Raw genomic sequence first — 25788 nt, 5'->3', positions numbered from 1 at the left:
GTCCTGGTTGCTCGATACATCTTTCGATTTCGGGCCTCACTATCGCAGCAACTGCGCCGAACACCGAACCCTTTGCTCAGACGCCGGTCAGCAGCATCGCCCCGAGGCCCAGCATGGTGACGGCGACCAGGCCGTCGAGCACCCGCCAGGCGGCGGGCCGGGCCAGGACCCGGCCGAGCAGCCGGGCGCTTAGGCCGAGCGCGGCGAACCAGCACAGGCTGGCCAGTGCCGCGCCCAGCCCGAACGTCCAGCGCAGCGGGCCCCGGTCGGCGGCCAGGGAGCCGACCAGGAAGACGGTGTCCAGGTAGACGTGCGGGTTCAGCCAGGTCATCGCCAGGCAGGTCAGCACCGCGCGCCGGATCGACCCGGCCGCCTCGCCCTCGGTGCTCAGCCCGCCGGTGCCGGGGCGCAGCACGCGCCGGGCGGCGAGAGCTCCGTAGCAGAGCAGGAAGACGCCGCCGACGATGCCGACCGCCCGCACCGCGTCCGGCCGAGCCGCCACGATCGCGCCGACGCCGGCGACGCCGAGGGCGATGAGCACGGCGTCGGAGAGCGCGCAGATGCCCACCACGGCGAGGACGGCGTGCCGGCGGACCCCCTGGCGCAGGACGAAGGCGTTCTGGGCGCCGATGGCGACGATGAGGGAGAGGCCGGTGCCGAAGCCCGCGGCCGCGGTGGTGAGCGCGTGGTTCATGCGTTCGACGTTAGGCAACGAATCACCGCGCGTACAGCTGAAGATTCTTACGTAGCATTAGCCGACATGATGAACGAGCTTCCCCTGGACCAGGTGCGGACGCTGCTGACGGTGGTGGACGAGGGCACCTTCGACGCGGCCGCGGCGGCGCTGTGTGTGACGCCGTCGGCGGTGAGCCAGCGGGTGAAGGCACTGGAGCAGCGCACCGGCCGGGTACTGCTCCAGCGCACCAAGCCGGTCCGGCCGACGGACTCGGGCGCGGTCCTGGTGCGGTACGCCCGTCAGCTCGCCCGGCTGGAGCGGGACGCGCGGGACGAGCTGGGGATGAGCGGTGCCGGGGAGCCGACGCGGGTGTCGGTCGCGGTGAACGCCGACTCGCTGTCGACATGGTTCCTGGACGCGCTCACCGAGGTGCCGGGGCTCAGTTTCGAGCTGCGCCGGGAGGACGAGGACCATACGGCGGCGCTGCTGCGCGAGGGCGTGGTGATGGCGGCCGTCACGGGTTCGGCCCAGCCGGTGCCCGGTTGCTCGGTGCGTCCGCTGGGGCGGCTGCGGTACCTGCCGGTGGCGGCGCCGGAGCTGGCCGCGCGGCTGCCGGCCGGGCCGCTCGCCGGGGCGCTGGGCGCGTTGCCGGTGATGGTGTTCGACGACAAGGACGATCTCCAGGACGCCTTCGCCAGGGGGCTCGGCGGGACGGGCGCGGGCCCGGTGCGGCACTACGTGCCGACTTCGGAGGGGTTCGCGGAGTCGGTGGCGCGGGGGCTCGGCTGGGGCATGGTCCCCGAGTCGCAGGCGCAGCCGCTGCTGGCGGCGGGCCGGGTCGTGCCGCTGGCGCCGGAGCGGTGGCTGGACGTGGCGCTGTACTGGCAGCAGTGGCGGCTGGACTCCCCGGCGCTGGCGGCTCTGGCCGAGGCCGTCAGCGCGACGGCGGCGCGGGCGCTGCGCCGCTGAGCCGGGCGGCCGCGCTGTCCAGCAGCATCTCCAGCGCGGTCGGATAGGCACTGTGCACCATCTGGCGGGCGAGCAGCGGGGCGGCCTCGGCGATGCGCGGGTGGGTGGAGCGGGGCAGGCGGGCGTAGGTGGACTGCCACTGGTCCTCGTCGGCCCGCTGGGAGGCGCTGGGCAGGGCCAGGGTGGCGGCGTCCAGGGCGGCGAAGGCGAGGGTCTGGTCGATGAAGGCGTGGTAGACCCCTACCGCCTCGGGCAGCGCGAACCCGGCGCGGGCGAGGACGTCGAGCACGGCCTCGTCGGCGGCGAGTTCGTGGGCGCGGCCGGTGACCCGGCTGACGGTCAGCAGCGCGGCCTGGGGGTGGGCGACGTAGGCGGCGTGGATGCGGGTGCCGACGGCGCGCAGGTCGGTACGCCAGCGGCCGGTGCGGCGCCAGCCGTCGAGGGCCTGGCCGATGAGGGCGTCCCCGATGGCCAGGGTGAGGTCGTCCATGCCCCGGAAGTACCGGTAGAGCGTGCTGGGATCGCAGTCCAGGGCGAGGCCGAGGCGGCGCGCGGTGAGTCCGGCGCTGCCGTGCTCGCGCAGCAGCCGCAGCGCGGTGGTGACGATCAGCTCCTCGGAGAGCACGGTGCCGCTGCGGGTGGGCCGGCGCCGGCGGCGCTTCTCCTCGGGGACGACGGGTTTGGGCACGGCGAGGCCCTCTCTTCGGTCCTTATGCCAACGCCATTGACCTTAACGCGGCGCGGGGCGTTGGATTCAGGGCAAGGCGCGCCTGTCCCGTTCTCGTTTCCCGTCCGTGTCAGGCAGGGAGTTTCCGTCATGCGTGTACTGCTCGTGGGCGCCGGTGGTGTGGGCACCGCCGTCACCCGGATCGCGGCCCGCCGTCCGTTCTTCGACCTGATGGTGGTGGCCGACTACGACCCCGCCCGCGCGGAGGCGGCCGTCGCGGCCCTCGGCGCGGACGCCGGCAGGTTCCGGGCGGAGCGGGTCGACGCGGCCGACGAGGCGGCGGTCGCCGGGCTGCTCGCCCGGCACGGCTGCGACGTGCTGCTGAACGCCACCGACCCCAGATTCGTGATGCCGCTGTTCCGGGCCGCCCGTGAGGCCGGGGCGACCTATGTCGACATGGCGATGTCGCTGTCCCGGCCGCACCCGGAGCGCCCGTACGAGGAGTGCGGGGTGAAGCTCGGCGACGAGCAGTTCGCGCTCGCCGCCGACTGGGAGCGCGCGGGGGCGCTGGCGCTGGTCGGCATGGGCGTGGAGCCGGGCCTGTCGGACGTGTTCGCCCGGTACGCGGCGGACGAGCTCTTCGACTCCGTCGAGGAGATCGGCGTCCGTGACGGCGCCGACCTCACCGTGGACGGCTACGACTTCGCACCCTCGTTCAGCATCTGGACCACGATCGAGGAGTGCCTGAACCCGCCCGTGGTCTACGAGGAGGGGCGCGGCTGGTTCACCACCGAGCCGTTCAGCGAGCCGGAGGTGTTCGACTTCCCCGAGGGCATCGGCCCGGTGGAGTGCGTGAACGTCGAACACGAGGAGGTGCTGTTGATGCCGCGCTGGACGGACGCCCGGCGCGTCACCTTCAAGTACGGGCTGGGCCGGGAGTTCACCGACACGCTGCGCACGCTGCACCAGCTGGGCCTGGACCGCACCGCGCCGGTGACCGTGCCGGGCCCGGACGGTCCGGTCGCGGTCTCGCCGCGCGACGTGGTGGCCGCCGGGCTGCCCGACCCGGCGACGCTGGGCGACCGGATGCGCGGCAAGACCTGCGCGGGTACCTGGGTGCGGGGCACCAAGGACGGGGCGCCGCGCGAGGTGTACCTCTACCACGTGGTCGACAACGAGTGGTCGATGGCCGAGTACGGCTCCCAGGCCGTGGTCTGGCAGACGGCCGTGAATCCGGTCGTCGCCCTCGAACTCCTGGCCACCGGGGCCTGGTCGGGCGCGGGCGTGCTGGGCCCGGAGGCCTTCCCCGCCCGTCCCTTCCTCGACCTGCTGACCGCGTACGGCTCCCCGTGGGGGATGCGCGAGCAGTGACCGTCAGGCGCTCTTCGGCTTTCCCTTGGTGTACAGCCAGGTGTGCAGGACCGGGGCGATCTTCCTGCCGGACTCCTTCTCGGCCAGGCGGGTGAACTGCTCGGTCGTGCCGTGGCCGTCGCGGTGCTGGGTGGCCCAGGCGCGCAGGATGCGGAGGAAGGCGCGGTCGCCGACTGTCCTGCGCACCTGGTGCAGGGCCATCGCGCCCCGGTCGTAGACGGGGTCGCCGAAGATCTTGCTGCCGTCGCCGGGGTCGCCGGGCGGGTAGGCCCACAGGCCGTCCTTGGCGGGGCGGGCGTACAGGCCGTCGAAGGTCTTCTGTGCGCTGTCGCCGCCGTGCTGCTCCTCGTAGAGCCATTCGGTGTAGCTGGCGAAGCCCTCGTTGAGCCAGATGTCCTGCCACTTGGTCAGCGAGACGGAGTCGCCGAACCACTGGTGGGCGCTCTCGTGGACGAGCGTGTCCAGGTCGGGCGCGGAGTCGTACACCGGCCGGGTCTGGGTCTCCAGGGCGTAGCCGACGTCCGGGGCGTGGTCGACGATCGAGCCGGCCGCGCGGTAGGGGTACGGGCCGAACAGTCCCGCCTCCCACTTCAGCACCGAGGGCAGCTTCTTCATCACCGGGTCGGCGGCGCGGGCCTCCCGGGGGTCGACGGCGTCGTAGAGCTGGACGCCGCCGGGCAGGGTGCTGCGCCGGACCGTGAAGGTGCCGACGGTGGCGGTGGCGAGGTAGGCGGCCATCGGCTCGGCCTGGTGCCAGCGGAAGGTGGTGCGGCCGTGCTCGGTGCGCTGCCCGCGCAGCACGCCGTTGGCCACGGCGGTGCGGCCCTCGGGGACGGTGATGGTGAAGTCGTAGGAGGCCTTGTCCAGCGGGTGGTTGTTGGCCGGGTACCAGGTCATGGCGCCCTGCGGCTGACCCGCGACGAAGGCCCCGTCGTCGGTGGGGATCCAGCCGTCGGTCGAGCCGTCCGGGTCGGTGACCGGATTCGGCCGGCCCTTGTAGCGGACGGTGACCTTGAACTCCTGGCCCTCGCGCAGGGTGCTCTTCGGGGTGACGACGAGTTCCTGGCCCTTGCGGGTGAAGCGGGCGTCGTCGCGGCCGACGCGCACGGAGGTCACGGTGAGGCCGCTCAGATCCAGGTCGAACCGGCTGAGGCGCTGGGTGGCGCGGGCCGTGAGCACGGCGGTGCCGTCGAGGTGCCGCGAGGCGGTGTCGTAGCCGAGCGTGAGGTCGTAGTGGCGTACGTCGTAGCCGCCGTTGCCGCTCAGCGGGAAGTACGGATCGCCCGCGCCGGCGGCTCCGACGGTCTCGTGCGTCCCGGAGCCGAGCGGGGCGGAGGCGCCGAGGAGTGCGGCGACCGCGAGGGGCACCGTGGCGAGGACCGTCTCGCGGCGCAGGAGGGCGGTGAGGCGTCGTGCGGCGGGACGGCGGGAGGACGTCACGTGCGCTCCTTCGGGTACGGCGATGATCGCTCCGCACAGATTAGGGCGCCGGACCCCCGCTTGTCCTGTGCTCCGGGGTACCTCGGCGGGGAGCCGGCCGCCCCGGGCCCTCGGCACCCTGCCGGAGCAGGACGCCGGGGCCCGGTGCCGCCGCCTCAGCCGGTCTGCCGGGCCGCCGCCCTGCCCGCGGCGCGGCCGGAGAACAGGCAGCCGCCGAGGAAAGTGCCCTCCAGGGCGTTGTAGCCGTGCACTCCTCCCCCGCCGAAACCGGCCACCTCACCGGCCGCGTAGAGCCCGTCGACCGGGCTGCCGTCCGGGCCGAGGGCGCGGGAGTCGAGGTCGGTCTGGATGCCGCCGAGCGTCTTGCGGGTCAGCACGCGCAGCCGGACGCCGATCAGCGGACCCGCCTCGGGATCGAGGATGCGGTGCGGAGCGGCGACCCTGCCGAGCCGGTCGCCGATGAAGCGGCGGGCGTTGCGGATGCCCTGGACCTGGGAGTCCTTGCTGTACGGGTTGGCCATCTGGAGGTCGCGCGCCTCGATCTGGCGCCGCACCTCGGCCGGGTCGAGCAGAGCCTTGCCGGTGAGGGCGTTCATCTTGCGGACCAGTTCCTCCAGCGTGCCGGCGGTGACGAAGTCCTCGCCCTTGTCGAGGAACGCCTGCACCGGCCCGGGGGCGCCCTTGCCCAGCACCCGGTCGCGGAGCACGGCCCTACGGTCCTTGGCGGTGATGTCGGGGTTCTGCTCGGAGCCGGAGAGCGCGAACTCCTTCTCGATGATCTTCCGGGTGAGGACGAACCAGGAGTGGTCGTGGCCGGCGATGTCCTCGGTGGTGCGCAGATGACGCAGGGTGCTCATCGTGTCGTAGCCGGGCAGGCAGGGGTCGGGCAGACGGCGGCCGCGGGCGTCGAGCCAGACGGAGGACGGGCCGGGCAGGACGCGGATGCCGTGGCCGGCCCAGACCGGGTCCCAGTTGGCGAGGCCCTCGGTGTAGTGCCACATGCGGTCCCGGTTGACCAGGCGCACGCCGGCCTCCGCGCTGATGTCGAGCATGCGGCCGTCGACGTGGGCGGGGACGCCGGTGACCATGTCGGCCGGGGGCGTGCCGAGCCGCTCGGGCCAGTGGCGGCGGACGATGTCGTGGTTGGCGCCGATACCGCCGGTGGTGAGGACGACGGCCTGCGCGGTCAGCTCGAACCCGCCCACCGTGTCACGGCTGGAGGCGACGCCGCGCGGGGAGTCGTCGGGGGCGAGCAGGGTGCCGCGCACCCCGCGCGCGGTCTCGCCGTCGATGAGCAGTTCGTCGACGCGGTGCCGGTGGTGGAAGGTCAGCAGACCGTCCCGCGCGGCCTGCCGGGCGTACCGCACGAAGGGCTCGACCACGCCGGTGCCGGTGCCCCAGGCGACGTGGAAGCGGGGTACCGAGTTGCCGTGGCCGTCGGCGCGCAGGTCGCCGCGCTCGGCCCAGCCGACGGTGGGCAGCAGCTCGATGCCGTGGCCGCGCAGCCAGGACCGCTTCTCCCCCGCCGCGAACTCGACGTACGCGCGGGCCCAGCGCACCGCCCAGGAGTCCTCGTCGTCCAGGCGGTCGAAGCCCGCGCTGCCCTGCCAGTCGTTCCAGGCGAGGTCGAGGGAGTCCTTGACGCCGAGGCGGCGCTGTTCGGGCGAGTCGACCAGGAAGAGGCCGCCGAAGGACCAGAACGCCTGGCCGCCGAGGTTGGCGGCGTTCTCCTGGTCCAGCAGGGCAACCTTCCGGCCACGGCTGGTGAGTTCGTGCGCCGCGACCAGGCCGGCCAGGCCCGCTCCCACGACTATGACGTCCGCGTCCATGGAGTCCTCGTCCTTCCTTCCAGGGTTCACCGCGGGTCGCCGCTGCCGGACAGCAGCGGCGTGAGCAGGTGCTTCAGCCAGTCGCGGGCGGCGTCCACGTCCTTGTCCAGCAGGAGCTGGACGGTGACGCCGTCGTAGGCGGCGACGACCGCCCGGGCGGCGGCGTCCACTCCGCCGGGCGGCGTGGCGGTGGCCTCGGCCCGGCGCAGCCGGTCCGCGACGGCCTCGCGGAGCCGGGCCCGGTGGGCGAGCAGGGTCTCGGCGACGGCCGGGTCGCGGGCGGCGTGGACCAGGAAGTCGGTCTTGACCAGCAGCCAGTCCACGTCGAGGAGGAGCACGTCGGCGACCCGGTCCACCGAAGCGGCCACGTCCAGCGCGGGACCGTCCTCGGCGAGCGCCTCGGCGACCTGGGAGGCGATGAGGTCGGCGCGCTCCCGGTACAGGGCGAAGAACAGCTCGTCGAGCGTGGCGAAGTTGGAGTAGAAGGCTCCCCGGCTGTACCCGGCGGCCTCGCAGACCTCCTCGATGGAGACCCGCCCGAAGCCCTTGGCCGCGAACACCGCGAAGGCGGCGGCGAGCAGTTCGGCCCGCGTCCGCGCCCGCCGCCTGGTCACCCGCGGCGCCTTCTCCCCGGCCGTCATCGCCCGCACCTCGCTTTCGATACAGAAACGTATCCGATACATCCATGTATGAAAAGACCCGCGCGCGTGGATCTCCGGGCCGTGGCGCCGAGCGCGGTTGCCGGGCCCTGAGTGCGGTGATCTACTCGAAGCAGTGGGTCCGGCCGCAGGGAGCGACCCGCCCGACATCAGACGAGGCACGGTCGGCCCCCGAGGGAAGAGCCGGGATCGCTCGCCGGCGGCGGTCTGCCGTGCGGCCGGAGGATGCGGGGCTCCGTGCTGGAAAGGAGCGCCGCATGGCCTCTCCAGCCACGAACAACCGTCCCGGGCAGCGACTGCGCCACCAGGTCACCGAGGTCGCGTCGACGATCGGCAAGGCCGCGGTGGTGACAGGCAGGGCCACGGCGGAAGCCGTGCGTCATCCGGGCGTCGCGGCCGAGCGCGCCCGCAGGACGTCGCAGGCACTGCCCCTGATGTGGGAGTCGGTCAGGCCGGTGCTGACCGGCCACGTCACGGACTGGCGCCGGGAGTACGCCTACACGCTCGGGGAGCAGGCCTTCGTCTACGGGTTCCCCTACATCTACAACGCCGGGCTCCGCCACCGGTGGGTGACCCCGGAGTCCGGCACCGACACGACGCCGTACGCCCCCGTCAACCACTTCTGGCACGCCCGGAAGCTCTTCGACGCCTCCGACCGGCAGGGGCTGTGTCCCAACAACGACACGCTGTACTCGTTCGCCTGGGTGGATCTGAGCGAGGGACCCGTCGTCCTCTCGCACCCGGACATGGGGGATCGGTACTTCACCTTCGAACTGGTGGGCGTGACCTCCGACAACTACGACTACGTCGGCGCACGCACCACTGGCCCGGACGCCGGTGACTTCGCCCTCGTCGGACCGGGCTGGAGCGGGGACCTCCCCGACGGGGTACGGCGCACGGCCACCGCGCCCAGCCCCTGGATCCTCATCGTCGGCCGGACGCTCGTCGAGGGCGAGCAGGACCTCTCGAAGGTGCACGCGCTCCAGGACCGGTACCGGCTGGTTCCGCTCCACCTGTTCGGAAGCAAGGGGGCGCAGATCCCGGCGCGGCACGACGTACTGGAACCGATCGACGCGGCCAGGGACCCCCTGGGACCGTGGAAGACCCTGAACGCGATGCTGGCCGAGAACCCGCCGCCACCGCACCATGAGGTCCTGCTCAAGCAGTTCGCGGAGATCGGCATCGGGCCCGGGATCGACGTCGAGGCCCAGCCCGAAGCCGTCAAGCAGAGCCTGATCCGGGCCGCGGCCACGGGGGCGCCCATGCTCGAACAGCAACTGCTCAGCGGCGAATGGGCCCATGTCGTCAACGGCTGGCGCTACCCGCCACCGCAGATGGGACGCTTCGGGGACGACTTCCTGCGGCGGGCCGCGGAGCAGTCCCTGGTCGGTGTCGCCGCCAACGACCCCGAGGAAGCGGTGTACCTGGCCGCCTTCCACGACGGGGACGGCGCCAGGCTGTCCACCGGCCGCTACGAACTGCGCTTCGACCCGGGAAGCCTCCCTCCCGTCGACGCGTTCTGGTCCCTCACCGTCTACGGCGAGGACAGGAACCTGGTCCCCAACCCGATCGGCCGGTACTCCATCGGTGACCGGACCCGGGGACTGGTCATGGACGCGGAGGGAAGCCTGACCATCCGCCTGCAGCCTGATTCCCCGGGAGCTGCCGAGGAGTCCAACTGGCTGCCCACACCGGCGCGGGGCATCTGGTTCGCCGCACTGCGGATGTACCTCCCGCGTCCCGAGGTCATCGACGCACGCTGGGAGTGCCCACCGATCAGCCCCGTCGCCTGACGGCACCGCCGGACGACCGTGGCGCCGCCTGGAGTCCGCCCGGCGCCACGGTCGGTGTGCGCGGTGACAGGCCGCCTCGGCTCCGTACGTCCGTTCCCGCACTGTGCGGCCCCGCGCCGAGGCCGGCGTCCGCCGTGGCAGCGGCGAGCGCTACGCGCGGGGCCCTTCCCGGCGGGGCATGAGCCAGAGGGCCATCGCAGCCACGACGAGCGGCACGATGCTGACCGCGAGCATGGTGAGCCGCAGACCCCCGGCGAAGTCCAGCGCGAGATCCAGTCCCGATGCCTGTCGCAACAGGTTCGGGTCGTATCCGCTGCCACCCGGATTCTGCGCCATCGCACCGCGTACGGCGTCCACGGCCTGTTCGGCCTCTCTCACCGACAGATCGCGTGACTTCGCGTCGGCCAGCCACTGCCGCTTGAAGAAGACGTCGAAGAGGAGGAGGTAGACGGTGGGCCCGAACGCGGAGCCGGTCATCGCGAAGGCCATCTGGACGGAGGCCACCGTGCCGGAATGCCCGGGCGGTGCCTGGGAGAGGACCGTCTCGGACACCGAGGTGGAGGTGACCAGCGAGCCGAGGTTGCACAGCCACGTTGCCAGTACGAGCAGCCACACCGCCATCGCCGGGCCCGCCGTGCCCGCCAGCAGCAGCCCGCTCGCCGCCATCAGCACCAGTCCGGTGACCATCACCGGCCGCGGGGTGTACTTGCCCACCAGGCGCCCGGCCAGGACGACGGCACCGGCGACCAGCAGTGTGCCGGGCAGGTACAGCAGGCCGATGGTCTCTGGGGACAGCGACAGGACGATGCTCCCGAACTGTCCCAGAACGATGCCGAGTCCGGCCGCGAGGAAGTTCAGCGTGAGGGTCGCGGCCAAGGCCACACGGAAGGGTCTGCTGCAGAACAGCGCCAGATCCAGGGCGGGCTCAGCGGTGCGACGCTCGTGGAGCACGAAGAGCACGGCGACGACCGTGCTGATCACCAGCGGCACCCAGGTCTCGGGCCGGGAGATGCCGTTCTGCGCCGCCGCGAGACCGAGGACGAGGGCCAGCAGGGCGGCGCCGATCATCGCCACACCGAGGACGTCCAGGCGGCGGCCCCGCTGGACGGGTGACTCCGGGACGCGGCGGGCCGTCAGCCAGAGCGAGACGAGGCACAGGACGGGGGCGATCAGGAACAGGGACCGCCAGCCGACGGCCGCCACCATCCACCCCGCGAACGCGGGGGCCGCTCCGCAGAGGATCATCGTGATCGCCATCAGGACGCCGATACTCATCGGCCGTCTCTCCGGCGGCACCACCACTTTCAGCAGGGCGAGGGGTACTCCCAGCAGCGCGGTCATCCCCAGCCCGTCCAGGAAGCGCATCGCCAGCAGGAAGCCGTAGCCGGGGGAGAACACGGAGAGCAGGTCTGCGACCACGACGACGACAAGTCCCAGCATCAGCAGCCGCCTGAGGCCGAACATGTCCCCGAGGCTGCCCGCGGCGAGGACGGCGGCGGCCATCACGAGGGTCGCCGCTCCGCTCAGCAGCCCGAGGGCCTGCGGCGGCACATGAAGGGCCCGGCTCACCTCGGGCAGGTTCAGGCTGAGCACCAGCGGGTCGACGACCGTGACCGCGAAAGCGAGGGCGAGGGCGAGGACGATCGGCAGGGTCGTGGCGTCCGCGTGTGGCCTGACCGTCGGCACCGCGATACCTCCCGTGCGCCGGCGTGCCATGCCGGTCGACGCTAACCCGGGTCACCGCGTACCACCGGGCTGCCCCGGACCGACACGCGCGGAAGTCCGGCGTTCGGGTCGGCCGAGGGCCTGTCCGGCGGATCGAGGCGCGGGGAAGCAGCGGTGCCGATCGATCCCGGTGAGCGGGGTCTGGTGCGTCCAGGCTCGTCACCAGCCTGGACGAACCCAACGACGGACCGTTTCCCCGGCACGTCGCGGTCGTGCGTCCCCTGGGCCACGGAGGCCGCCCGGCCCGACGGCTTCGGGTTGCGCGAGCGGGACATCAGGAGCCACCCGGGCCGCTGACAGGGGCCCACGTTCCGTGTCGGGCCGTCGTGCCGCCCTCGGCGCCGGTTCGGGCAGCCGCCGGTTCTCCGCTCACCGGGTGACGTACAGCTCCGTGTACATGCCGGACGCGTAGTGGCCCGGGATGTTGCACAGCAGCTCGTAGCGGCCCGGCTTCAGAGTCACCGTGGTCCAGCCCGCCGCACCCGAGGCGATGCCCTCGCCGGCCCCACTGCCACAGGTGCGGGACGCCTCGCCGAGACTGCCTGCCTCCGATACCCGGCCGTCGGAGCCGACGGCACGTTCCCCGGCTGCCCGGCCCGCCGCGAGCGGCAACACGATCACCTCGTGCGTGAGGTGTCCGGCGTTGACCACCCGCACCGTGACCCTTCCCGCCGGAACGGCCGCGGGGCGCGCCACCAGACGCATCATGCCCATGCCGTACCCACCGGGGTGGCCGTCGTTCGGCGCGGTCCGGTTCGGGCCTTTCATCATGCGTCCGGTGTCCCGGACGGTCACCTCGACCGCGCTGCCCCGCGCGGCCGGTGCGCCGCAGCGTGTGCTCTGCGCATGCCAGGCCGCGGACCCCGGCCTGTGAAAGGCGCCGGACGCGGCCATCAGACCCGTGGTAACGACGCCCAGGACCAAGGCCGCGGCGGCAATGGCGACCGACGGCCAGACCCCTCGGCGACGACGCGGGTTCACCGGTGTTCCCGGAGCACCGTGAGCCGGCGTCTGTACTCGTCCTCGTCGATCTCCCCACGCGCGAACCGCTCGGCGAGCAGGCTCTCGGCCCCTCGGTCCTGCCACCCGCCCTCACCGGGCGGCGGTGAGCCGGGCCGCTGCTGATGACGGGCACCGGCGAGGTAACGCACGAGTGCGATGACCCCGACGATCAGGACCGCCCAGAACAGCACCATGAACACCGTCATGATGATCCAGCCGCCCCAGCTCCATCCGCCGTCGTACCACATGCCGATCACTTCCCTCGGCTGACTGCTCCGCTACCAGGATCAACCGGTGAGGCCCCGAGCGATCTGGGCCACACTTCCCGGATGGGAGGGCCGGAGGACCCAACCCCTCCTGCGTCCCGCCCCCGCACGGCGTCCACGAGCCGGCGCGGGCCGCCGGGCGCCGGACAAGCGTCCGGTTCCGCCCTGGCGGGGTGCGCCGGCTCCGGCGTCTGATTGGCTGGGCCGGTCAGGTCACCGGCCGGAATCCGAGGGGAACATGCGGGCACGGACAGAGCAGGTCGAGGAGGGCGTTCACCTGGTGCGGGCCCACCACGTCAACTGGGTGATCCTGAAGGACGGCGAGGACGTCGCACTCATCGACACCGGATATCCGGGAGACCGGCAGTTGCTGCTCGACTCCCTTGCCGCCGTGGGCAGTTCACCCGAGGCGGTCACCGCGGTACTGATCACCCACGCGCACAACGACCACCTGGGCTCGGCCGAGTACCTGCGCGACGTCCACGGTACGCCGGTGCTGCTGCATCCGGCCGAAGTCCCGCACGCGCGAAGGGACTTCCTCCAGCAGTGCTCCCTCGGTGACGTGGCGCGCAACGCCTGGCGGCCCGGTGTGGTGCCGTGGGCGGTGCAGGTGGTCAAGGCGGGCGGCACCGGGCGCAACCCGGTGCTGAGGCCCGAGCCGTTCGCGGCCGGGGGTGCCCTCGACCTGCCGGGCCGCCCGGTGCCCGTGCACACGCCGGGCCACACCGACGGGCACTGTGTCTACCACCTGCCGGAGGCGGGCGTCGTGATCTCCGGGGACGCTCTGATCACCGGGCACGCGACCTCCCGCGTCCGGGGCCCGCAGATGCTGCACGGCTTCTTCCACCACGAGGGAGACCGGGCGGTGGCCTCGCTGGCGCTGATCGGCGCGCTGGAGGGCGACCTGCTGCTGCCGGGGCACGGTCCGCTGTACCGGGGCCCGGTGCGGGCCGCCGTCGAGCAGGCCCGCGACCGGGTGTCCTGACCGTCAGGCCGGACCGTCACCCGGCTCCGGGGCGGTGGGCCGGTCCTGCGGGACGACGGCGACAGGGCTGCCCGCGTGGTGCAGCACACCGTGCGCGACCGACCCGATCCGGGCGCCTACCGCCGTACGGCGGGCCCGGCGGCCCACCACGAGAAGCTGGGCCCGCGTGGCCTGGGAGACCAGGACCTGTCCGGCGCTGCCCATCTCGACGTGCTCCACGACCGGCACGCCGGGGAACCGCTCCCGCCAGGGCCGCAGCGCGTCGGCCAGCGCCCGCTTCTCGTACGGTTCGAGGCCGCCCGACTCGTCCAGCAGCTTGAGCGAGCCGGGGCTGTAGGCGAACACGGGCGGCAGGGTCCAGGCGCGCACCGCGCGGAGGGTGGCGCCGCGGGCGGACGCTGTCTCGAAGGCGAAGCGCAGCGCGGCGGCGCTGTCCTCCGGGGTGCCGTGCTGGCCGACGACGATCTCCCGCCCGGCGGACTCGGCCTCCGGGCGGTCCCCTGCGCGCACCAGGATCACCGGCCGGGTGGTCTCCGCGACGACCCGGAGGCCGACCGAGCCGAGCAGGAAGCCGACGACCGCGCCGTGTCCGCGGGTGCCGAGGACCAGCACCTCGGCGTCCGCGCCGGCCGCGAGGAGCGCGTCCACCGCGTCGTCCTCGGCCAGCTCCACGGTCACGTCCAGACCGGGGTGCCGTTCGGTGAGGGAGCCGGCGGCGCGGCCGACGCCCTCCTCGGCCCAGGCGCGCTGCGTGTCCCGGTCGGCGGGCAGCTCCCCGGCCTCCTTCCAGGCGTGCACCACGCGCAGCGTCCGCCCCCGGCGCACGGCCTCACGTGCCGCCCACTCCAGCGCCGCCAGGCTCTCCCCGGTACCGTCCACCCCTGCCGTGATCGGGCGTGTCATGCGTGCGGGTCTCCTCGTCGTCCGGCGTGTTCCGTCGTCGCCATGACCCTGCCACAGCGGACGGGTGCGTCCGCGATCCGACGCCAGGAGCACACCGGGGCGAAGCGGGAGAAACACACATACGATGGGCGGGACCGTCCCGTGCTCCCGACCGCCCGGGGTGAGAACGCATGGCAGAGCCGACCGACGGCGCACGGACCGTCCTGCTGACCGTGGACGACGACCCGAGCGTGTCCCGCGCGGTCGCCCGCGATCTGCGGCGCCGCTACGGCGCGTCGTACCGCGTGGTGCGCGCCGAGTCCGGCCAGTCGGCGCTGGAGGCGCTGCGCGAGCTGAAGCTGCGCGGGGACTGCGTGGCGGTGATGCTGGCGGACTACCGGATGCCGGTGATGAACGGCATCGAGTTCCTGGAACGCGCGATGGACGTCTATCCCGGTGCCCGGCGGGTGCTGCTGACGGCGTACGCGGACACGGGCGCGGCGATCGACGCGATCAACGTGGTCGACCTCGACCACTATCTGCTCAAGCCCTGGGACCCGCCGGAGGAGAAGCTGTACCCGGTGGTGGACGACCTGCTGGCCGCCTGGCGGACCGGGGACCACCGTCCGGTGCCGTTCATGAGGGTGGTGGGCCACCGCTGGTCGGCGCGCTCGTCGGACGTACGGGAGTTCCTGGCCCGCAACCAGGTGCCCTACCGCTGGTACTCGGTGGAGGACCCGGAGGGGCGGCGGCTGCTGGCGGCCGCCGGGCAGGACGGGCTGCGGCTGCCGCTGGTGATCACCCCGGACGGCGGGGTGCTGGTCGAGCCCGAGCCCCCGGAACTGGCCGCGCGGGTCGGCCTGGCGACGACGCCGACGTCCGACTTCTACGACCTGGTGGTCATCGGAGGCGGTCCGGCCGGGCTCGGCTCGGCGGTGTACGGGGCTTCGGAGGGGCTGCGCACGGTGCTGGTGGAGCGTTCGGCGACGGGCGGCCAGGCCGGGCAGAGCTCCCGTATCGAGAACTACCTCGGCTTCCCCGACGGCGTCTCCGGCGTCCAGCTCACCGACCGCGCCCGCCGCCAGGCGACCCGGTTCGGCGCGGAGCTCCTCACCGCGCGCGAGGTGACGGGACTCGAGGTCAACGGCGCGGCACGGATCGTCCGGTTCGCCGACGGCTCCGCGATCGGCGCCCACAGCGTGATCCTGGCGACGGGGGTGCAGTACCGGCGTCTCACGGCCGAGGGCTGTGCCGGGCTGACCGGCTGCGGGGTGTTCTACGGGTCGGCGCTGACCGAGGCGCCGTCCTGCCTCGGTCACGACGTGTTCGTCGTGGGCGGCGCCAACTCGGCCGGGCAGGCGGCGGTGTACCTGTCCAGGTTCGCCAGGTCGGTGACGCTGCTGGTGCGTGGGCCCGACCTGTCGGCGTCCATGTCGCACTACCTGGTCCAGCAGATCACCCAGGCACCGAACATCGCGGTGCGCGTCCGCACGGAGGTGGAGGCGGCGCACGGCTCGGACCGGCTGGAGCGGCTGACCCTGCGCCGGGTGGACACCGGTGAGGCCGACCAGGTCGAGGCCCGGTGGATGTTCGTGTTCATCGGCGCCGCCCCGCTGACCGGGTGGCTGGACGGGACCGTGCGCCTGGACGGGCGGGGGTTCATCCTGGCCGGCCCGGACCTGACTGTGGACGGGGAGCTGCCGGAGGGCTGGGAGCTGGACCGGCCGCCGTACCACCTGGAGACCAGTGTGCCCGGTGTGTTCGTGGCGGGCGACGCGCGCGCCGAGTCGGCCAAGCGGGTCGCGTCCGCCGTAGGAGAGGGAGCCATGGCCGTGATGCTCGTCCACCGTTATCTGGAGCAGTCGTGAGCGGGCGCCCGCTGCCGTGCGGCGCCGACGAGATCGGCAGTCTGTTCCTCTTCGAGCGGCTGTCGCCCGGTCAGCTGGGGCGGCTGTGCCGCGAGGGCCGGGTGGAGCTGTTCGAACCGGGCCCGGTGTACACCGAAGGCGACCCGGCGACCTGCTTCTACGTGCTGATCGAGGGCACGGTCGTGCTGTCGCGGCGGATCGGCGCCGAGGACGTGGAGGTGTCCCGGACCTCCCAGCGCGGGGTGTACGGCGGCGCGATGCAGGCGTATCTCGGCGACCGGATGCGGCAGTTGTACAACAACTCGATGCGGGTGACGGAGCCGACGCGGTTCTTCGTGCTGCCCGCCGCGGTGTTCGCGGAGGTCATGCGGGACTGGTTCCCGATGGCGGTGCATCTGCTGGAGGGGCTGTTCTTCGGCTCCAAGAGCACGCAGGCGGCCATCGGACAGCGCGAACGGCTGCTGGCACTGGGCTCGTTGTCGGCGGGGCTCACCCACGAGCTGAACAACCCCGCGGCGGCAGCGGTGCGCGCCACAGCCACCCTGCGGGAGCGGGTGGCGCGGATGCGGCACAAACTGGCGCTGATCGCCGAGGGGCCGTTCTCCCGCGACGCGCTGGCGACCCTGATCGAGATGCAGGAGCGCACCGCCGAGCAGGTCGCCAAGGCGCCGGCGCTCGGTCCGCTGGAGGCGGCCGACCGCGAGGACGCGCTGGCCGACTGGATGAGCGACCACGGCATCGAGGACGGGTGGCGGCTCGCCCCGGTCTTCGTGCAGGCCGGGCTGGACGCCGACTGGCTGGAGCGGGTGGCCTCCACGGTGGACCGGGAGATCCTGGGCGGTGCGGTGGGCTGGCTCAACTACACCATCGAGACCGAGCTGCTGATGAACGAGATCGAGGACGCCACCACCCGGGTCTCCCAGCTGGTCGACGCGGCCAAGCAGTACACCCAGCTCGACCGGGCACCGTTCCGCGAGGTGGACGTGCACGAACTCCTCGACAGCACGCTGCTGATGCTGTCGGGCAAGCTCGGCCCGCACATCGAGGTGGTGCGCTCCTACGACCGTACGCTGCCCTCGCTGCCGGGCTATCCGGCGGAGCTGAACCAGGTGTGGACCAACCTGATCGACAACGCGGTGTCCGCGATGACCCAGGACGGCGGCGGTGGCACGCTGACCGTGCGGACGGCTCGGGACGGGGAGCGGGCGCTGGTGGAGTTCGCGGACACCGGGCCCGGTGTGCCGCCGGAGATCCGGGAGCAGATCTTCGATCCGTTCTTCACCACCAAGCCGGTCGGCGCGGGCACCGGTCTCGGGCTGGACATCTCGCGGCGGATCGTCGTCGACAAGCACCACGGCACCCTGCGTCTGGAGTCGGTCCCGGGCGACACCCGCTTCCAGGTCCGTCTCCCCCTGAGTGCCGGCACCACGTCCGGCGGAACCGGCGAACCCCTGGAGGGCGCATGAGTGAGGACACCGCGATCGACCCGTCCGTGCCGCCGAGCGGTACGGGGTGCGAGGAGTGCGAGGAGGCGGGCGGCTGGTGGTTCCACCTGCGCCGCTGCGCGCGGTGCGGGCACATCGGGTGCTGTGACGACTCGCTGGGCAAGCACGCCACCGCGCACCACCGGAAGACCGGCCATCCGGTGCTGCGCAGCTTCGAGCCGGGCGAGGTCTGGTTCTGGAACTACGCCACGGAGGAGCTGTACGAGTCGGGCCCCGCCCTCGCCCCGCCGGAGAGCCACCCTGTCGACCAGCCGGTACCGGGCCCGGCCGGACGGGTCCCGGCCGACTGGGCACGGTTGCTGGGCTGAACCGGCGTCAGCGCCGGCAGTCCCGGCTCGGGCGGTCGACGGCCCCGGCGATGGCGCGCATGCCGTCGTCGTCGGGGTGGAGATGGTCGCCGCTGTCGAGGTCGGGGCGCAGCCGGGCCGGGTCACCTGGGTCGCGCAGCACGCGGTCGACGTCGGCGACGGCGTCGAAGCCGCCGTCGGTGCGCATCTGGCGGTTGACCTCGCGGCGTACCCTCTCGGCGGCCGGGTTCCACTGGAGCCAGCCCTTGAAGGGGGCGACGGTGGCGCCGACCACGCACAGGCCCGCCGCGTGGGCCCGCTCGCTGATCTTCCGGTAGCCGGCGACGATCTGGGCCGCGCTCGCGCCGCCCCGCGCCTTGAGGTCGTTGACGCCCTCGTAGAGGATCACCGTGCGCACGCCGGGCTGGGAGAGCACGTCGCGCTCCAGCCGGCGCCCGGCGCTCGGGCCGCCGTCGTTGTCGGTGAGGATCCGGTTGCCGGATATCCCCTCGTTGGCGATGCCCGTGCCGGCCGCGCGCAGCCGCCGGGCGAGGTCGTCGGGCCAGCGCCGGTCGAGACCGGGAGTGGACCCCCACCCGTCCGTGATGGAGTCCCCGAGCGCCACGACCGCGCCGGTACGGGGGCGTGCGGGGCGTACGGAGACGGCGTCGAGGTACCACCAGGATCCGGTGGCCGGCGTCCACCCGGTGCCGCCGTCCCCACCGGGGTCCGCGTGCCGGCCCAGGTAGGAGGTGGTGAGGGCCATCTCGTGGCCGGTGGCGGGTCCTCGCGCGCCCGGCGTGCGGAGGCTGACGGCGAGGCGGGCTCCGGCGGGGACCGGGCCGGGCAGCGGATCGCTCCAGACGGCGCCGCCCGCCGGGACGGTGACGGCGTGCCTGCCGCCGAAGGTGAGCGCCCGGTTGCTGCCCGGTTCCAGGGCCGCCCCGCCGGCCTGGAGGCCCGCGTGGGCGGAGTCGACGGTGAGCGGGCGGTCCCCGTAGGCGTTGGACAGCCGGACGCGCAGGTCGCTCCCGCCCGCGCTGACCTTCACGATCAGCCGGTAGGCCCGGTCGGCGCCCTGGCCGACGCGCTGGGCGCTCGCGGCCCAGGTGACCACGCCGGAGCCGCGCACGGTGACTCCGGCGGGCGGGGTCACCGCCAGGGCCGGCGTCGCCTGGCCCGTGAGGGTGAGCAGCAGGACGGCGGCCGCCCGGCACGCTCTCCCCCGGCCGTTCACCTGCCTGGTTCCTTCGTGTGGCCCATGCCTGCGATGGTCCCGCCGACATCCGCGCGCCGCACCTCGGTACGGTGCGTGTCCGCCCGCGTACCGGGTGGTGTCTCGTCCGTAGGACCGGATGGGTGCGCGGAACCGGACGCCGTGGGCAGGGCGCGGGCCTTCGCCGGCACGCCACGGGCCCCGCCCCGCCCGGAGGCGGGACGGGGCCCGGCCGGAGCCGGTGTACGTCAGCGGTTCGCCGGGGTGTTGGCGGCCTTGACGTTGACCGCGGCCCAGGCCCGGTCGACGGTCCGGTACTCGGTGCTCGTCGCGCCGTACAGGTCCCTGGCCGCGTTCAGCGTCGCCACGCGGGCGTCGTGGAAGTCGGTGGTGGAGACCATGTAGCGGGTCAGGGCGCGGTAGAAGATCGCCGTGGCCCTGGCCCGGCCGATGCCCTTGACGGCGCCGCCGTCGTAGGTCGGCGAGTCGTAGGACACGCCGCCGATCTTCTTCTTGCCGCTGCCCTCGGCCAGGAGGTAGTACGCGTGCGAGGAGACGCCGGAACCGGCGTGCACCTCGGTGTCGTACGTGGCCTTCGACCAGTAGTCGACGGTGCCCTCCAGCTTGTCCAGGGAGGGGCGGTCGAGGCGGCGCAGGAACTTCTGCTTCAGGCCAAGCTTCTCGCCCAGCAGGTAGTTCGGGGGGTTCTTCGCGTTGGCGGCGAAGAACTCCACGTTGGAGCCGAAGATGTCGGCGAGGGACTCGTTGAGCGAGCCCGGTTCGCCGTACTGGTTGCCGTCGCGGTCGACGTAGGTCGGCTCCAGCTTGGCGGTGGCGTCGACGACCCCGTGGGTCAGCTCGTGACCGGTGACGTCGAGGACGACCAGCGGCTTCTTGATCATGTCGTCGCCGTCGCCGTACAGCATGCAGCCGCACGCCGGGTCCCAGAAGGCGTTGCCGACCCCGCGGCCCCAGTGGACCATCGCGCGGGCGGCCTTGCCGTTGTTGGCGATGCCCGACCGGTTGAAGGTCTTCTTGTAGAAGTCCAGGGTCTTGGTGACGCCGTACTGGGCGTCGGCGGCCGCGCTGTTGCGGTTGCCCGTGCTGCCGTTGCCCCAGACGTTGCTGGTACCCGTGATCGCGGTGCCGCTGCCGAAGGACTCGGAGTACTTGCCCTTGGCATCCCGCGTCTCGGTGTTGTACCGGGTGGGGTCCTTGAGCTGGAAGTGGCCGCGCGAGGTCTGCGTGGTGGTCAGCGGGACGCTGCCCGCGAACAGGGTCTTGCCGGTGCCGCGGGCGGTCGCCGGGTAGCCCGAGGCGCCCGAGGTGATGCCCGTGAGGAGACCGGGCGCGCTCTGGGCGGAGGTGGACGGGGTGAGCGTCTCGCCGCGCGCCCGCAGCGTCTTGCGGAGCTTGGGCGAGAGGAACTCGTCCGCGTCCGGGGCGTTGCTGCGGACCTCGCCGGTGACGGCGTCCACGACGACCGTGCGGGTACCGCTCGCGCCGTCCAGGGCACTGCCGGTCACGGTGACCCGGTAGGCGAGAGCTGTCTCGCCGTCGCGCGCGTCGACGACGAGTTCGGCGGTGCCGGCGTCACCCTCGGCGGCGTCGGCCGCCTTGGCGGCTGCCTGCCTGGGGGTGATCCGGGCATCGGAGGCGGTGGCCTGCACGGCCCGGCCGGCCGCGGTGGTCACGCCGGTGTAGGCGAGCTGCCGGTTGAGGTGGACGACGAGGTCGCCGCCGAGCACCGGCATGCCGCTGTGGGCTCGCTGGAAGCGGACGTGACGGCCGCCCTCGGGGTCGAACATGACGTCCTGCACACGGAGTTCGTCACCGGTGCCGACCCCGGAGGCGTCGGCGTGGGCGACGGCGGCCGCGCGGGCGGCGTTCACCACGGGGGCGGTCCGTGCGGCGGTCCGGACGCCTTCGGCGGCCGTGCGGGCCTTCGAGGGCGCGGGGCGGGCGAAGGCCGTGCCGGCCAGGCCCGTGGCCGCCGTCGCCACCGCGACGGCGACGGCCACACTGCGTATGTGCGGTCTGCGCACCAGGGGTTGTTCCTTCGTTCGACGACGGCCGGACACGCCGGCCGTCGTGGCACATGGCGCCGTTGGGCGACCATCGGGGCAGGCGGGTCGCGCCCCGAAGGTTCACCCTTTCGGATGAGTCATGGCCACGTAAAGAAGGAATGATCTATTTCGCTGCACTCCGGGACAATCCTTTACCCAAAGGACACCCCGGAGTGATCACCACCTGGCCGACTGTGTGTCGACTGGGGAGACGGGCCGTCAATCCCCTAGGTTCCAGGCCGGAATGTGACGCACGTCGCATCAACGGCTGTGTGGACGGGAGTGGTGACCTGATGGTCTCGGCAACGGCGGGCAGGAGCGCGGTACTGGGAGCGGTGGCGCTGTCGCTGCTCGTCGTCCCGGCACGGGCGGCGACCGGGGAGAGGGGCGCGGCTGCCGCGCTTCCCGCACCCGACACGGCGGGGGTGGACGGGGTGCTGCGCGCGGTCCGCACCCAGGGCGCCCCGGCCGCGCTGGCCCGGATCGACGACCAGGGCCGCAGCCATCTGATCAGCCGGGGTGTCGCCGACCGGGGAACCGGCCGCGCGGCCAGCACCGCCGACCGGTTCCGCATCGGCAGCGTGACCAAGACCTTCTCCTCGGTCGTCCTGCTCCAACTCGCCGACGAGGGGCGGCTGGACCTCGACGCACCGGTCAACCGGTACCTGCCGGAGCTGCTGCCGGGCGACGCCATCACCGTGCGGCACGTGCTGAGCCACCGCAGCGGCCTGTACGACTACACCAACGACATGTTCGCCGAGAGCGTCTCCGGCTTCGAGGCCGTGCGGAAGAAGGTGTTCACCTACCCCCGGCTGATCGCGCTCTCCCTGAGGAAGCCGCGCGTCAACGCGCCCGGCGCGGCCTACTCGTACTCCAACACCAACTTCGTGGTGGCCGGCATGCTCATCGAGAAGCTCACCGGACGCCCGGTCAAGGAGGCGTACGAGAAGCGGATCACGGGCCCGCTGAAGCTGCGGGACACCTTCTACGTCCACCCCGACACCAGGATCCCCGGCCGGTTCGCGCGCGGCTATCTGACCCCGGACCGGTCCGGTGACCCACTGGTCGACGCGACCGAGCAGACCGTGTCCTGGGCGCAGAGCGCGGGCGCCGTCATCTCCACCGCCAAGGATCTGAACACGTTCTACGCGGCGCTGCTGGGCGGCAAGCTGCTCTCCGCCGCCCGGCTCGCCCAGATGGAGCGCTTCACCAAGGTCGACGCGACGACCGCGTACGGCCTCGGCCTGCGCCGCAGGGACCTGTCCTGCGGGGTGTCGGTGTACGGACACACGGGCGCCGTACAGGGCTACTACACCTACGCGTTCGCCACGAAGGACGGCAAGCGGGCGCTGACGGCGGTGGCCACCACCTCCAACAACGGCAAGGTGCTCAACACGCTGGCGGGCGCCCTGGAGCCGGCCTTCTGCGGCAAGGGCGCCGAGCAGCGGCGCGGGGCGGCCCTGGTGGAGCGCAACGCGGACGTCGCCCCGGCCCCGGCACGCTGAACTCCGCGTCCCGGCCGGCCCGTCAGTGCGGTGATCTTGGCGGAACGGTTCCGTCCGGGACACCATGCGCTCATGAAGGGCGAACTCTTTTCCAGTGGGCACATGGTGCGTCCGGCCGTCGAGCCGGGAATGACGATGCAGAACGGCAAGTGCGTCAGGTACGCGGTGGATGGTGAGATGCTCGCCCGTCAGGGCGCGATGATCGCCCACCGGGGCAGTCTCCAGTTCGAGCGCAAGGGCCAGGGCGTGGGCGGCATGCTCAAGCGCGCGGTGACCGGCGAGGGACTGCCGCTGATGTCGGTGCGCGGGCGGGGCGAGGCCTGGTTCGCGCACGAGGCGCAGAACTGCTTCGTCGTCGAGGTGGAGCCGGGTGACCAGTTCACCGTCAACGGCCGCAACGTGCTGTGTTTCGACGCATCGCTGTCGTACGAGATCAAGACGGTGAAGGGCTCCGGCATCGCGGGCGGCGGGCTGTTCAACAGCGTCTTCAGCGGGCACGGCAGACTCGGCCTGATCTGCGAGGGCGAACCGCTGGTGATACCGGTCTCCGAGCAGGCGCCGGTGTACGTCGACACGGACGCGGTGGTCGGCTGGACGGCGAACCTGCGCACCTCGCTGCACCGCTCGCAGTCCATAGGGTCGATGCTGCGGGGCGGTTCGGGCGAAGCCGTCCAGCTCATGCTCCAGGGCGAGGGCGTCGTGGTGGTCCGGCCCAGCGAGGCCACGCCGCAGAAGACCCAACAGCACTGATTCCATGCGGGGGTTGCCCGTGCCACCCGGAGTGATCCGCGTCGCACGGGCAACCCCCGTCGCCGTACCCGCGTCTTGCCCCACGACCGACCCCGCCCCGGACCCCCGGTGGACCGGGGCGATTCGCCCGCGTGGTATACGCGGCGCGTATACACGTGGTGTATAGAAGGGTTCACATGTACGGCAAGGCTTTCGCCCCGGAGTACCAGGGCGCCCTGACCACCCTGTCCGTCAATTCCTCGCTGACCGACGTGCTCGCCGAGGGGCTGGAGCGGCTGCGCGAGGCCGAGCGGGCCGGGCACGCCGCCGAGGTGGCCCGCTGCGGTCTCGCGGTGGCCGAGGCGAACCGCCGGCTCGGCAGCACGGTGGAGGCCGACCGCGCGTGGAAGGCGAGTTACCGCGCGGCCCGTACCGCCGGGGACACCGGGGCGATGGCCTGGGCGCTGTGGAGCGGGGGCACGCTGGCCCGCCAGCGCGGGGCGTTCCCGCTCGCCTGGCGGCTGCTGGGGCTGGCGGCCGAACTCGGCGAGCGCGGCGGCGACATCGTGGTCCGGGGCTACTCGCTGGCCGGGCTCGCGGAGACCGGCCGCATCCAGGGTGACTACGCGGCGGTCGGCCGGCTGCACGAACAACTGCTGGCCGAGGCCCGCCGTCGGGGAGAGGCCCGGCACACGGTGTGGGCTCTGGAGGGCATCGCCCAGATGCACCGCAACACCGGCGACTTCGACCGGGCGTGGGCGCTCTTCGAGGAGGCGGCCGGGATAGCGGAGCGCGCCGACGACAGGCGCGGGCACGCCTGGGCGCTGCGCGGGCTCGCCGACATCCTCTCGGCCCGCGACTCGGACACCGACCGGGCGCTGGAGCTGCTGTCGCGGGCGGAGGAGACGTGCCGGACGATGAACCTGTCCAGCGCGCTCGCCTACAACCACAAGATGCGCGGCAACGTCCTGTACCGCGCCGGGCGTCACGAGGAGGCGCGGGACCTGTACGTCCTTGCGCTGTCCGAGTTCCGCACGATGGACGAACCGCGCGGCGAGGCACTGTCCCGGCTGGGCCTGGCCAAGTCCCTGGCCCGCCTGGGCCGTGACCCTGAGGAGACGGCGGCCGAACTGGCCGAACTGGCGGTCGTGCTGGAGCGCTCGGGGCTGCGGCACGCACGGGAGATGGTGGCCCGCGCGCAGGCCGAGTTCGCGCCCGGGGCGGAGGGTGCCCGGTGACGGCGGTGTTCCGCGAGGAGCGGACCACGGCGGCCCACATCCTGTCCGGGACAAGGGAGTTGGTGCGTCCCGCGCTGCGGGAGGCGGTCGCCGGGCTGCATCCGTGGCTGGCCGAGATGGCCGCGTACTCCTTCGGCTGGCGCGAGGGCGCGGAGGCCGGCGGCAAGGGGGTGCGGCAGGCACTGGCGGTGCTCGGGGCGCGGGCGGCCGGCGCGGACGCCGGGGCGGGGGTGCCGGGTGCGGTCGCGGTGGAACTGGTCCACGCCTTCTCGCTGCTGCACGACGACATCATGGACGGCGACGCCGTGCGGCGCGGTCGCCCGGCGCTGTGGAAGGCGTACGGCACGGGTCCCGCCGTCCTCGCCGGGGACGCCCTGTTCGCGCTGGCCGTCGGTGTCCTGGCAGACGTTCCCGGCGGGGTGCGGCTGCTGTCGGGCGCGCTGGCCGACGTGCTGCGGGGGCAGGCCGACGACCTGCTGTTCGCCTCCCGGCCGTGGACCGGCCCGCAAGCGGTGACACCCGGGGAGTACCGGGTGATGGCGGAGGGCAAGACCGGTGCTCTGCTGGGCTGTTCGCTCGCGCTCGGCGCGATGCTGGGCGGGGCGCCGCGTCCGGTCGTCGCCGCGCTGGACCGGGCCGGGCGGCACGCCGGGGTCGCCTTCCAGCTCGCCGACGACGTGCTGGGCATATGGGGCCGCCCCGAGGTCACCGGCAAGCCGGTGGGGGGCGACCTGCGCGAGGGCAAGAGGACGTACCCGGTGGTGGCCGCCCTCGCCGCCCCCGAGGGAGCGTGCCTTCCCGATCTGCTCCGGCGGCACCGCACGTCGGAGGCGGCGGCGCTGATCGAGGCGGCGGGCGGCCGGCGAGCGGCCCTGTCAAAGGCCCGCTCGCACATGGCCGCCGCCCGTGAGCTGCTCGACGGGCTGCCGCTGGAGCCGGGTGCGGCGGCCGGGCTGCGTGTCCTGCTGGACGGGCTCGCGGACCGCGAGCGCTGAGGGAACCGGCCCCGGCGGGGGCCGAACATCACCTGTCGGGCCATACAGGCTGCCCCCCGGCGCGCGGCCCGCCGGGTGGCCGCACCATCGAGCCCCCGCAGACAGGAGAGTCATG

General features: G+C 73.1%; 22 protein-coding genes. 11 read left to right on the top strand and 11 right to left on the bottom strand.

Annotated features, from left to right (window positions below):
* Nucleotides 1-76 precede the first annotated feature (76 nt).
* Nucleotides 77-694: a LysE/ArgO family amino acid transporter gene (locus ACWCV3_RS20705; RefSeq protein WP_451226010.1), complete on the bottom strand. Its 618-nt coding sequence runs from the start codon at nucleotides 692-694 to the stop codon at nucleotides 77-79.
* A 66-nt stretch (nucleotides 695-760) separates the two neighbouring features.
* Between ACWCV3_RS20705 and ACWCV3_RS20700 the strand changes: the two genes are divergently transcribed.
* On the top strand, nucleotides 761-1645 hold the full coding sequence (locus ACWCV3_RS20700) for a LysR family transcriptional regulator ArgP (RefSeq protein ID WP_451226007.1): 885 nt from the start codon (nucleotides 761-763) through the stop codon (nucleotides 1643-1645).
* Here ACWCV3_RS20700 and ACWCV3_RS20695 read toward each other — a convergent pair.
* Nucleotides 1611-2333 carry a TetR/AcrR family transcriptional regulator gene (locus tag ACWCV3_RS20695; RefSeq protein ID WP_451226005.1) on the bottom strand — a complete coding sequence of 241 codons (723 nt, stop codon included), beginning with the start codon at nucleotides 2331-2333 and terminating at the stop codon, nucleotides 1611-1613. The genes ACWCV3_RS20700 and ACWCV3_RS20695 overlap by 35 nt on opposite strands.
* 129 nt (nucleotides 2334-2462) lie before the next feature.
* On the opposite strand from ACWCV3_RS20695, the gene ACWCV3_RS20690 reads away from it, so the two are divergent.
* Nucleotides 2463-3683: a saccharopine dehydrogenase family protein gene (locus tag ACWCV3_RS20690; protein WP_451226002.1), complete on the top strand. Its 1221-nt coding sequence runs from the start codon at nucleotides 2463-2465 to the stop codon at nucleotides 3681-3683.
* A 3-nt stretch (nucleotides 3684-3686) separates the two neighbouring features.
* On the opposite strand, the gene ACWCV3_RS20685 is transcribed toward ACWCV3_RS20690, so the two are convergent.
* From ACWCV3_RS20685 to ACWCV3_RS20675, 3 genes are all read right to left on the bottom strand, one after another.
* Entirely contained in the window at nucleotides 3687-5123 is a 1437-nt protein-coding gene (locus ACWCV3_RS20685; protein WP_451225999.1) for a M1 family metallopeptidase, read from the bottom strand.
* Nucleotides 5124-5278: 155 nt separating this feature from the next.
* Complete coding sequence (locus tag ACWCV3_RS20680; protein ID WP_451225992.1) at nucleotides 5279-6952, bottom strand: FAD-binding dehydrogenase; 1674 nt, start codon at nucleotides 6950-6952, stop codon at nucleotides 5279-5281.
* A gap of 26 nt (nucleotides 6953-6978) precedes the next feature.
* Nucleotides 6979-7593 (bottom strand): TetR/AcrR family transcriptional regulator, encoded by a 615-nt coding sequence (locus ACWCV3_RS20675; protein WP_451225989.1) that lies wholly within the window; start codon nucleotides 7591-7593, stop codon nucleotides 6979-6981.
* 275 nt (nucleotides 7594-7868) lie between these two features.
* Between ACWCV3_RS20675 and ACWCV3_RS20670 the strand changes: the two genes are divergently transcribed.
* Entirely contained in the window at nucleotides 7869-9404 is a 1536-nt protein-coding gene (locus ACWCV3_RS20670) for a DUF1254 domain-containing protein (protein ID WP_451225986.1), read from the top strand.
* Between the two features lie 150 nt (nucleotides 9405-9554).
* Here the strand turns inward: ACWCV3_RS20670 and ACWCV3_RS20665 are convergent, their stop codons facing one another.
* The 3 genes from ACWCV3_RS20665 to ACWCV3_RS20655 form a co-directional block, all read right to left on the bottom strand.
* Nucleotides 9555-11120, bottom strand: a complete 1566-nt coding sequence (locus ACWCV3_RS20665) for an MFS transporter (RefSeq protein ID WP_451225983.1) — start codon at nucleotides 11118-11120, stop codon at nucleotides 9555-9557.
* Nucleotides 11121-11498: 378 nt separating this feature from the next.
* Nucleotides 11499-11900, bottom strand: coding sequence for a sulfocyanin-like copper-binding protein (locus tag ACWCV3_RS20660; protein ID WP_451225980.1), 402 nt, complete (start codon nucleotides 11898-11900; stop codon nucleotides 11499-11501).
* A gap of 206 nt (nucleotides 11901-12106) precedes the next feature.
* The gene (locus ACWCV3_RS20655; RefSeq protein WP_451225977.1) at nucleotides 12107-12379 is read right to left on the bottom strand and encodes an SHOCT domain-containing protein; all 273 of its coding nucleotides are present in this window, start codon (nucleotides 12377-12379) and stop codon (nucleotides 12107-12109) included.
* A 256-nt stretch (nucleotides 12380-12635) separates the two neighbouring features.
* Here ACWCV3_RS20655 and ACWCV3_RS20650 point away from each other — a divergent pair, with 256 nt between their 5' ends.
* Entirely contained in the window at nucleotides 12636-13382 is a 747-nt protein-coding gene (locus ACWCV3_RS20650; RefSeq protein ID WP_451225974.1) for an MBL fold metallo-hydrolase, read from the top strand.
* 3 nt (nucleotides 13383-13385) lie between these two features.
* Here the strand turns inward: ACWCV3_RS20650 and ACWCV3_RS20645 are convergent, their stop codons facing one another.
* The gene (locus tag ACWCV3_RS20645; protein ID WP_451225971.1) at nucleotides 13386-14285 is read right to left on the bottom strand and encodes a universal stress protein; all 900 of its coding nucleotides are present in this window, start codon (nucleotides 14283-14285) and stop codon (nucleotides 13386-13388) included.
* 170 nt (nucleotides 14286-14455) lie between these two features.
* On the opposite strand from ACWCV3_RS20645, the gene ACWCV3_RS20640 reads away from it, so the two are divergent.
* Genes ACWCV3_RS20640 through ACWCV3_RS20630 form a run of 3 tightly spaced genes read left to right on the top strand, consistent with a single transcriptional unit; the run spans nucleotide 14456 to nucleotide 17945 of the window.
* Nucleotides 14456-16132 carry an FAD-dependent oxidoreductase gene (locus tag ACWCV3_RS20640; RefSeq protein WP_451225968.1) on the top strand — a complete coding sequence of 559 codons (1677 nt, stop codon included), beginning with the start codon at nucleotides 14456-14458 and terminating at the stop codon, nucleotides 16130-16132.
* Nucleotides 16129-17598 carry an ATP-binding protein gene (locus ACWCV3_RS20635; protein WP_451225965.1) on the top strand — a complete coding sequence of 490 codons (1470 nt, stop codon included), beginning with the start codon at nucleotides 16129-16131 and terminating at the stop codon, nucleotides 17596-17598. Before ACWCV3_RS20640 ends, ACWCV3_RS20635 begins: the two co-directional genes overlap by 4 nt.
* Complete coding sequence (locus ACWCV3_RS20630) at nucleotides 17595-17945, top strand: UBP-type zinc finger domain-containing protein (protein WP_451225962.1); 351 nt, start codon at nucleotides 17595-17597, stop codon at nucleotides 17943-17945. Before ACWCV3_RS20635 ends, ACWCV3_RS20630 begins: the two co-directional genes overlap by 4 nt.
* Nucleotides 17946-17952: 7 nt before the next feature.
* On the opposite strand, the gene ACWCV3_RS20625 is transcribed toward ACWCV3_RS20630, so the two are convergent.
* Together ACWCV3_RS20625 and ACWCV3_RS20620 are read right to left on the bottom strand one after the other, a co-directional pair.
* Nucleotides 17953-19161, bottom strand: coding sequence for an SGNH/GDSL hydrolase family protein (locus tag ACWCV3_RS20625; RefSeq protein WP_451225960.1), 1209 nt, complete (start codon nucleotides 19159-19161; stop codon nucleotides 17953-17955).
* 227 nt (nucleotides 19162-19388) lie between these two features.
* Nucleotides 19389-21185 (bottom strand): M4 family metallopeptidase, encoded by a 1797-nt coding sequence (locus ACWCV3_RS20620; protein ID WP_451225957.1) that lies wholly within the window; start codon nucleotides 21183-21185, stop codon nucleotides 19389-19391.
* Between the two features lie 314 nt (nucleotides 21186-21499).
* Here ACWCV3_RS20620 and ACWCV3_RS20615 point away from each other — a divergent pair, with 314 nt between their 5' ends.
* From ACWCV3_RS20615 to ACWCV3_RS20600, 4 genes are all read left to right on the top strand, one after another.
* On the top strand, nucleotides 21500-22711 hold the full coding sequence (locus tag ACWCV3_RS20615; RefSeq protein WP_451225954.1) for a serine hydrolase domain-containing protein: 1212 nt from the start codon (nucleotides 21500-21502) through the stop codon (nucleotides 22709-22711).
* A 72-nt stretch (nucleotides 22712-22783) separates the two neighbouring features.
* Complete coding sequence (locus ACWCV3_RS20610; protein WP_451225952.1) at nucleotides 22784-23461, top strand: AIM24 family protein; 678 nt, start codon at nucleotides 22784-22786, stop codon at nucleotides 23459-23461.
* Between the two features lie 176 nt (nucleotides 23462-23637).
* Nucleotides 23638-24678 carry a tetratricopeptide repeat protein gene (locus tag ACWCV3_RS20605; RefSeq protein WP_451225949.1) on the top strand — a complete coding sequence of 347 codons (1041 nt, stop codon included), beginning with the start codon at nucleotides 23638-23640 and terminating at the stop codon, nucleotides 24676-24678.
* Nucleotides 24675-25673, top strand: coding sequence for a polyprenyl synthetase family protein (locus tag ACWCV3_RS20600; protein ID WP_451225946.1), 999 nt, complete (start codon nucleotides 24675-24677; stop codon nucleotides 25671-25673). Before ACWCV3_RS20605 ends, ACWCV3_RS20600 begins: the two co-directional genes overlap by 4 nt.
* Nucleotides 25674-25788 lie beyond the last annotated feature (115 nt).

This window comes from Streptomyces sp. NPDC001781 (genome assembly GCF_053596035.1).
Note: the sequence above shows the minus strand (reverse complement) of the source record. Positions and strands in the feature narration are given on the sequence as shown.

Coding starts and splice junctions, on each gene's coding strand:
- ACWCV3_RS20670 (WP_451225986.1), top strand. CDS start 7,869: ATGGCCTCTCCAGCCACGAACAACCGTCCCGGGCAGCGACTGCGCCAC.
- ACWCV3_RS20655 (WP_451225977.1), bottom strand. CDS start 12,379: ATGTGGTACGACGGCGGATGGAGCTGGGGCGGCTGGATCATCATGACG.
- ACWCV3_RS20660 (WP_451225980.1), bottom strand. CDS start 11,900: ATGATGAAAGGCCCGAACCGGACCGCGCCGAACGACGGCCACCCCGGT.
- ACWCV3_RS20650 (WP_451225974.1), top strand. CDS start 12,636: ATGCGGGCACGGACAGAGCAGGTCGAGGAGGGCGTTCACCTGGTGCGG.
- ACWCV3_RS20610 (WP_451225952.1), top strand. CDS start 22,784: ATGAAGGGCGAACTCTTTTCCAGTGGGCACATGGTGCGTCCGGCCGTC.
- ACWCV3_RS20615 (WP_451225954.1), top strand. CDS start 21,500: ATGGTCTCGGCAACGGCGGGCAGGAGCGCGGTACTGGGAGCGGTGGCG.
- ACWCV3_RS20680 (WP_451225992.1), bottom strand. CDS start 6,952: ATGGACGCGGACGTCATAGTCGTGGGAGCGGGCCTGGCCGGCCTGGTC.
- ACWCV3_RS20700 (WP_451226007.1), top strand. CDS start 761: ATGATGAACGAGCTTCCCCTGGACCAGGTGCGGACGCTGCTGACGGTG.
- ACWCV3_RS20605 (WP_451225949.1), top strand. CDS start 23,638: ATGTACGGCAAGGCTTTCGCCCCGGAGTACCAGGGCGCCCTGACCACC.
- ACWCV3_RS20690 (WP_451226002.1), top strand. CDS start 2,463: ATGCGTGTACTGCTCGTGGGCGCCGGTGGTGTGGGCACCGCCGTCACC.
- ACWCV3_RS20705 (WP_451226010.1), bottom strand. CDS start 694: ATGAACCACGCGCTCACCACCGCGGCCGCGGGCTTCGGCACCGGCCTC.
- ACWCV3_RS20665 (WP_451225983.1), bottom strand. CDS start 11,120: ATGGCACGCCGGCGCACGGGAGGTATCGCGGTGCCGACGGTCAGGCCA.
- ACWCV3_RS20640 (WP_451225968.1), top strand. CDS start 14,456: ATGGCAGAGCCGACCGACGGCGCACGGACCGTCCTGCTGACCGTGGAC.
- ACWCV3_RS20645 (WP_451225971.1), bottom strand. CDS start 14,285: ATGACACGCCCGATCACGGCAGGGGTGGACGGTACCGGGGAGAGCCTG.
- ACWCV3_RS20675 (WP_451225989.1), bottom strand. CDS start 7,593: ATGACGGCCGGGGAGAAGGCGCCGCGGGTGACCAGGCGGCGGGCGCGG.
- ACWCV3_RS20630 (WP_451225962.1), top strand. CDS start 17,595: ATGAGTGAGGACACCGCGATCGACCCGTCCGTGCCGCCGAGCGGTACG.